At 73.7% G+C, this 7097-nt stretch carries 5 protein-coding genes and 1 pseudogene; 4 read left to right on the forward strand and 2 right to left on the reverse strand.

The window, feature by feature from the left end; genetic code table 11:
• Positions 1 to 1058 (forward strand): ATP-dependent DNA ligase (locus DKL51_RS27045; protein ID WP_124812633.1); only part of this gene is annotated, 1058 nt, incomplete at its 5' end.
• A 14-nt stretch (positions 1059 to 1072) separates the two neighbouring features.
• Here DKL51_RS27045 and DKL51_RS27050 read toward each other — a convergent pair.
• Positions 1073 to 1897, reverse strand: a complete 825-nt coding sequence (locus tag DKL51_RS27050) for an SURF1 family cytochrome oxidase biogenesis protein (protein ID WP_109947133.1) — start codon at positions 1895 to 1897, stop codon at positions 1073 to 1075.
• A 171-nt stretch (positions 1898 to 2068) separates the two neighbouring features.
• Here DKL51_RS27050 and DKL51_RS27055 point away from each other — a divergent pair, with 171 nt between their 5' ends.
• Together DKL51_RS27055 and DKL51_RS27060 are read left to right on the forward strand one after the other, a co-directional pair.
• Positions 2069 to 3445, forward strand: a complete 1377-nt coding sequence (locus tag DKL51_RS27055) for a cobyrinic acid a,c-diamide synthase CobB (RefSeq protein ID WP_109947132.1) — start codon at positions 2069 to 2071, stop codon at positions 3443 to 3445.
• Positions 3442 to 4011: a GNAT family N-acetyltransferase gene (locus DKL51_RS27060; protein WP_109947131.1), complete on the forward strand. Its 570-nt coding sequence runs from the start codon at positions 3442 to 3444 to the stop codon at positions 4009 to 4011. Before DKL51_RS27055 ends, DKL51_RS27060 begins: the two co-directional genes overlap by 4 nt.
• Positions 4012 to 4142: 131 nt before the next feature.
• Here the strand turns inward: DKL51_RS27060 and DKL51_RS27065 are convergent, their stop codons facing one another.
• Positions 4143 to 6275 (reverse strand): transglycosylase domain-containing protein, encoded by a 2133-nt coding sequence (locus DKL51_RS27065; protein ID WP_109947130.1) that lies wholly within the window; start codon positions 6273 to 6275, stop codon positions 4143 to 4145.
• A 133-nt stretch (positions 6276 to 6408) separates the two neighbouring features.
• Here DKL51_RS27065 and DKL51_RS27070 point away from each other — a divergent pair.
• Positions 6409 to 6984: pseudogene (locus DKL51_RS27070) on the forward strand (aminotransferase class I/II-fold pyridoxal phosphate-dependent enzyme); the annotation flags it as partial.
• Between the last annotated feature and the right edge of the window lie 113 nt (positions 6985 to 7097).

Raw genomic sequence — 7097 nt, forward strand, 5'->3', positions numbered from 1 at the left:
AGATGGGTATAAGAGACAGCCCGCTCGCGCCGATGCTGGCCCAGAGCGCCCCGTCGGTCGACGAGGCGCTCGCCGCGACCGGCACCCCGGCCGTGGTCGACGTCAAGCTCGACGGGATCCGCATCCAGGTGCACCGCTCCGGCGAGGACATCGCGGTCTTCACCCGCAGTCTGGACGACATCACCGCCCGGCTGCCCGAGGTGGTCGCCGCCGTACGCGCGCTGCCCGCCCGGGAGCTGGTCCTCGACGGTGAGGCGATCGGGCTGGACGCCACCGGCCGCCCGCTGCCCTTCCAGCAGACCTCCAGCCGGGCCGCCCGTCGCACCACACCGAGCACCACCGGCGGCACGCCCGTCGCCCCGGCGGTGCTGGCCGCCGCCGAGACCACCGGCGACGCGGTGCTGACGCCGTACTTCTTCGACCTGCTGCACCTCGACGGGCAGGATCTGATCGACCTGCCCGGCCGGGAACGCTGGGCCGCGCTGGCCGGTGCGGTCGACCCCACCCTGCTGGTGGGCCGGTTGGAGGTGGACGGCCCGGAGCAGGCCGGGGCGGCGTTCGCGGCCGCGATCGACGCCGGCCAGGAGGGCGTCGTGGTCAAGGACCCGGCCGCCCCCTACGACGCCGGCCGCCGCGGATCGGCCTGGGTCAAGGTCAAGCCCCGGCACACCCTCGACCTGGTGGTGCTGGCGGTCGAGTGGGGCAGCGGGCGGCGGCAGGGCTGGCTCTCCAACCTGCACCTCGGCGCCCGGGACCCGCGTACCGGTGAGTTCGTCATGCTGGGCAAGACGTTCAAAGGGCTCACCGACGAGCTGCTGCGCTGGCAGACCGAGCGGTTCCTCAGCCTGGCGGTGGAGAAGGGCGACTGGGTGGTCCGGGTCCGCCCCGAACAGGTCGTCGAGATCGCGTTCGACGGCGTGCAAACCAGCACCCGCTATCCGGGCGGGATGGCACTGCGGTTCGCCCGGGTGGTGCGCTACCGGGACGACAAGTCCGCCGCCGAGGCCGACACGATCGACGCGGTCCGCGCCATCCACGCCGGGCGGCCCACCGGCTAAACCCGATCGGCCGGTCAGGCCGAGGCGCTGGACGCCGGCTCGTCCGCCCGGTCGACCGGGGGGCGGGGCTTGTCCAGGCCGGCCGCCCGGCGCGCCTCCCGCCGGGCCACCCAGGCGTACCCGACGAGGCTCATGCCGGCGAAGAGCCACCACTGGACCACGTAGCCGAAGTTCTGCCAGTTGTTGGTGTGCCCGATCGGCACCGCCTCGAAGGCCGGGTCGGCGGCCGGGGTCTGCTGGTCCAGGAGCACGTAGCCGCCGGCGACCGGGTACGGCAGCTCCCGGGCGATCCGGCTCACGCCGATCCGGCGGATCTCCAGCTTGCCGTCGCGCCGGTCCACCGCGCCGGCGCCGCTCTCGCTGGCCACCACCCGGCCGGCGACGGTCACCTCGCCGGTGGGCGCGGCCGGCACCTGCGGCTGGGCGGTGGCGCTGCCGCCGGGCGCGGGCGGGATCCAGCCCCGGTCCACCAGCACGGCCGTGCCGTCGGCGAGGACCAGCGGGGTCAGCACCTCGAAGCCGACGGTGCTGTCCACCGTGCGGCCGCGGACCAGGATCACGTTCGACGTGTCGTACCGGCCGGTGGCGGTGGCCCGGGTCCAGGTGACCCGCTCGGCGGGGGCCGGACCGGTCGTGCCGGGGCCGCCGGTCGGGGCCGGCATCGCGTCGCGCAGCGGCGCGGGGGCCATCTTCGCACCGGCGTCGATCCGCTCGTTGACCGCCGTACGGCCCCGGTAGCGGTCCAGCTGCCAGTTGCCGAGGAACACCATCAGCGCGGCGGCGACCAGGGTCAGCGCGAGGTAGCCCAGCCAGCGCGGGGTCAGCAGGAACCGGTACACGCCTTGAGGCTACCCGTATGAGCGGGGCCACTGAGCTGCGCAGGTCCGATGCGGGCCGGTCGCCGGCCGCCGTCCGTCGGCCGCGCCGGGTATGGTCACGCGGGCGGACCGCTCGATCGGTCCCACCACACCACGCCACCGCGTCCCGCCGTCGCCTGCGAGGAGTCGATGATGACCGTCGTGCCGCGCGTCGTGTTGAGCGCGCCGTCCTCGGGGCACGGCACCAGCGCCCTCTCCCTCGGCCTGCTCGCCGCCTTCGCCGACCGTGGGCTCGACGTCGCCGGGTTCAAGATCGGGCCGGATCAGGTCGATGCGGCGTACCTCGGGCTGGCCGCCGGGCGACCGGGGCGCAACCTGGACCCGCGGCTGGTCGGCCCGGAGCGGATCGCCCCGCTCTTCGCGCACGGATCGGCCGGGGCGGGGCTCGCCGTAGTACAGGGCACCATGGGGCTCTACGACTCCGTCTCCGGTCGGCCGGAGACCGATTCGACGGCCGCCGTCGCCACCGCGCTGCGCAGCCCGGTGGTGCTGATGGTGGACGTGGCCGCGATGGGGCAGTCGGTGGCCGCGCTGGTGCACGGCTTCCGGGCGTACGACGAGCAGTTGTGGCTCGGCGGCGTGATCCTCAACCGGGTGGCGTCGCCCCGGCACGAGGCGATGCTGCGGGAGGCCCTGGACGACATCGGCGTGCCGGTCTACGGCGCGCTACGCCGGCACGAGCTGCCCCCGGTCCTGCCCGCCCGGCGGCACGGCATGGTTCCGGTGGTCGGGGGTCACGCCGAGGCGGCGCGTGCGGTGCGGCGGCTGGGCGAGGCGGTGGCCGCCACCGTCGACCTGGACCGGCTGCTGGCGCTGGCCCGGTCGGCGCCGGAGCTGACGGTCGACCCGTGGTCACCCGAGCCGCAGGGCGCGGCGCAGAGTGGGGAGCGTCCGGTGGTCGCGCTGGCCGGTGGTCCGGGCGGCAGCTACAGCCACCCTGAGACGGCCGAGCTGCTCCGCGCGGCCGGCGCCGAGGTGGTCACCGTCGACCCGCTGCGGGACGAGACGCTGCCTGCGGGCACCCGCGCGCTGGTCGTCGGCGGTGGGCTTCCCGAGTCGTACGCGGAGCAGCTCTCCGCCAACCGGCGGCTCTGCATCGCGGTCGCCGAGCTGGCCCGCACCGGTCGTCCGGTGATCGCCGAGGGGGCCGGGCTGATCTGGCTGGCCCGGGAGCTGGACGGGCTGCCGATGTGCGGGGTGCTGGACGCGATCGGCGAGAGCCGGGACGGCCTGGTGATCGGCTACCGGACGGCGACCGCCCGCACCGAGAGCGTGGTCGCCCCGGCCGGTGCGGTGGTGGTCGGGCACAAGCAGCACGGTACGGTGCTGACCCCGCGGGCGGGGGAGCGGCCGGCGTGGAGCTGGGACGGCGGGGCGCCGGAGGGCTTCGTCTGGCGGGGCGTGCACGCCTCGCAGCTCGTGCCGCACTGGGCCGCGTACCCGGAGATCGCCGCGCGGCTGGTCGCGGCGGCGGCGGTGGAGCCGGCGACCGCGGAGGCTTCGGCGTGATCGGGCAGGTGGCGGTGCGTCGCTTCCCGGTGCTGACCGTCTCCACCCCGCGCACCGAGGTACGGCAGCTCACCGCGGCCGACGCCGCCGCGGTCGACGAGGTCTTCGCCGACCGGCAGACGCAGCGCTGGCTGCCGCTGGCGGAGTCGTCGGGTCAGATCGACGGGCGCGCCTGGTGCACCGAGCTGGCCCGGCAGCGCCGGGACAGCGGCGACGGGGACCACTACGGGGTGGTCCGCCGGGAGGACCGGCGGGTGGTCGGCTGCCTCTGGACCCGGCGCACCGACTGGGGTGCCCGGCTGACCGAGGTCTCCTACGCGATCGCCCCGCACGCTCGGGGCTACGGGCTGGCCGCCGAGGCGGTGGACGCGGTGGCCATCGCGTTGATCCTGGAGCACGGTTTCCAGCGGGTGGAGCTGCGGGTCGCACCGGGGAACGTGGCCTCCAAGCGGGTGGCCGAGAAGGCCGGCTTCAGCTATGAGGGCCTGCTGCGCAACGCGGGCTTCGTCCGCGGCGCCCGGGTCGACCTGGAACTCTGGTCCTTCGTCGCCGCCGACCTCCGCTGACCCGCGGCGGAAGTCGATCAAGAGGTTCGCGCCCGGAATCGGGGCGATTCCCTGACGCAAACCTCTTGATCAACTAGCCCGGGCGCACCCCCGGGCGGTCCGGTGGTGGGGTGGTGGTGGGTGGTGGGTGGTCAGCCGACTATGCGGTCCGATGGTGGGGTGAACTGGCGGACCGGCTGGCCCTTGAGGGCGTCCCGCAGGGTGTCGGCGACCGCGGCCACCGGTACCTCGGACTGGCCGTCGCCGACGGCGTTGAACGGGTTGTCCGGGTCGGCGATGAAGCTCGCCGCGGCCAGTTCCGGCGTGTAGCCGACGAACCAGGCGGACCGGGTGCTGTCCGTGGTACCCGTCTTGCCGGCCACCGGGCGGCCGACCGTACCCCGCACGCTGTCGGCGGTCGACCAGCCGCCGCAGCCCCCCTTCGCCGGGGTGTCGCCGGTCGGGCAGCGGGCCGCGTCGGTGGCGGCCCGGGCCGCGTCCGCGCTGACCACCTGGCGGCAGCGCGGCTTGGCGACCTCCCGGGTGACCCCGCCCGGCGTGGTGTACGTGGCCGGCGTGCCGTCCCGGTTGAAGATGGCGTTCACCGGGATCGCCTCGCAGTACCGCCCGTCGGCGGCCACCGCCGCGTACGCGTTCGCCATCTCCAGCGGGGTGGCGTCGGAGACGCCCAGGGTGAACGCGCCCCACTTCTTCGCCTTTGTCGGGGACGCCTGGTCCCGGTCCACGTCGGTCCGCCAGCGCAGCCCGAGCTGCTCGGCCAGGCGGACCGCCTTGTCCGCGCCGACCTGCTCCTCCAACTGCACGAAGTACGTGTTGACGGACTTGCCGAAGCCGGACCACATGGTCTGCCGGCCGGTCATCGCAGCGCTGGCGTTCGACGGTGCCCACCCGTCGTAGACGGCCGACTTGTACTTGTACGGCGAGTTGTACGCGGTGGAGAGGGTCATCCCGGAGTTGAGCGCGGCGAGCATCGGGAATATCTTGAACGTCGACCCGGCCTGGTAGCCCGGTAGCGTTCCGCCGCCGAGCAGCGGTGCGACGGTGTTCGGGTAGTTCGCCTTGGTCTTGGGGTCGGCCTCCGGGTTGGAGCTGGGTCCGTTCTCGCTCAGGTCCAGCGAGTAGTTGCGGTTCACCGCCATCGCCTTGATCCGGCCGGTACCCGGCTCGGCGACCACGATCCCGTTGGCGAACGGGCTGCCCGTGTTCTCCTTGGCTCCGACGTTCTTCTCGGCCGATTCCTGAATCTTGGGGTCGATGGCCAGCACGATCCGGTAGCCGCCGCGGCGCAGCTTGTCCATCCGTTCCAGCCGGTTCTCCCCGAACGCCGGCTGCGAGCTCCACCAGTTCTTCAGGTAGTCGCAGTAGAAGCCCCAGCTGGTGTACTTCTTGTCGATCGAGGCGCAGTCGTTGGGCGGGTTGGTCAGCCGGAGCTGGATGGGCTCGGCCTTCGCCGCGGCGGCGGCGTCGGGCGACATGTAGCCGAGGCGCGCCATGTTGTCCAGCACGTAGTTGCGCCGGCCGGTGGCGTCCTTCTGGTCCGAGGTGATCGGGTCGTACTCGGAGGGGGACTTGACCAGCCCGGCGAGGGTGGCCGCCTCGTCCGGCGTCAGGGTGGCCGGGGTCTTGGAGAAGAAGATCTGCGAGGCCGCGTAGATGCCGTACGCCCGGTGGCCGAAGTACGCCGAGTTGAGGTAGCGCTCCATGATCTGGTCCTTGGTCAGCTCCTTCTCCACGTCCAGCGCCATCCGCATCTCCTTGACCTTGCGCAGGCTGGTCTGCTGGGTGGCCTCCTGGACCTCCTTGGGCGTCTTGGCGCTGTCTCGCAGGGCCATCCGGACGTACTGCATGGTGAGCGTCGACGCGCCCTGGGAGACGCCGTTGGAGCGGGCGTTCGCCACGAAGGCGCGGGCCACGCCCTTCGGGTCGACGCCGCGGTGCTGGTAGAAGCGGTTGTCCTCGGCGGCCACGATCGCCTGCTGGATGTTCGGCGACATGTCGGAGAGCTTCGTGTACTGCCGGTACTCCTCGTAGAACATGGTCAGCACGGTCGTGCCGTCCGGCGCGTACAGGTACGAGGTCTCCGCGGGCAGCGCGGTCCTCAGGATGCTCGTCTTCTGCTCCACGGCGTGCGCGGTGGCCTTGGCGCCGACGCCGGTGACGGCGGCCAACGGGTACGCCGCCGCGGCGACCACGATGCCGGCGATGAGCCCGGCGCGCAGGAGGGGAATAGCACGACCAGCGGAGGCAAGGGGTCGGTTGCTCACGGGGTCAAGCTATGACATTTCCGATTCGGAAATGAGAAGAATTCATAAACGGGCGAGTGTGACCACCGGTGGTGACGCGGCCCACGCCGGGATCCGCTGTCCTCTGCGGCGGGTTCCCGGCAGGATCGCGGACATGCGTGGTCAGTTGATCGGGACGCCGCCGGACGCCGGGGCCGAACCGGACCTCGGGCACCACGGCGACGCCGAGGCGACCCCCGGCCTGGTTGACCTCGCGGTCAACGTCCGCCAGGCCCCGATGCCCGACTGGCTGGCCGATCCGGTGGTCGCCGCCCTGGCCGACCTCGCCGCGTACCCCGACCCGGGCCCGGCACGCGCCGCCGTCGCCGCCCGACACCGGCGTCCCCCGGAGGAGGCGCTGCTCACCGCCGGTGCGGCCGAGGGGTTCGTGCTGATCGCCCGGGCCCTGCGCGAGGCCCGCCGGCCGGTGGTGGTGCACCCGCAGTTCACCGAGCCGGAGGCGGCGCTGCGGGCCGCCGGGCACCCGGTCGAGCGGGTGCTGCTCGACCCGGCCGAGGACTTCCGGCTCGACCCGGCCCGGGTGCCCGCCGACGCCGACCTGGTCATGATCGGGAACCCCACCAATCCCACCTCGGTGCTGCACCCGGCCGCCGCGCTGGCCGAGCTGGCCCGCCCCGGCCGGGTCCTGGTGGTCGACGAGGCGTTCGCCGACACCACCCTCGCCCCCGGCGTGGACGCGCGAGCCGGACCTCGCGGCCCGCCGCGACCCCCGGCCTGGTTGACCTCGCGGTCAACGTCCGCCAGGCCCCGATGCCCGACTGGCTGGCCGATCCGGTGGTCGCC

The organism is Micromonospora globispora, from assembly GCF_003857015.1.
Classification (GTDB): Bacteria; Actinomycetota; Actinomycetes; order Mycobacteriales; family Micromonosporaceae; genus Micromonospora; species Micromonospora globispora.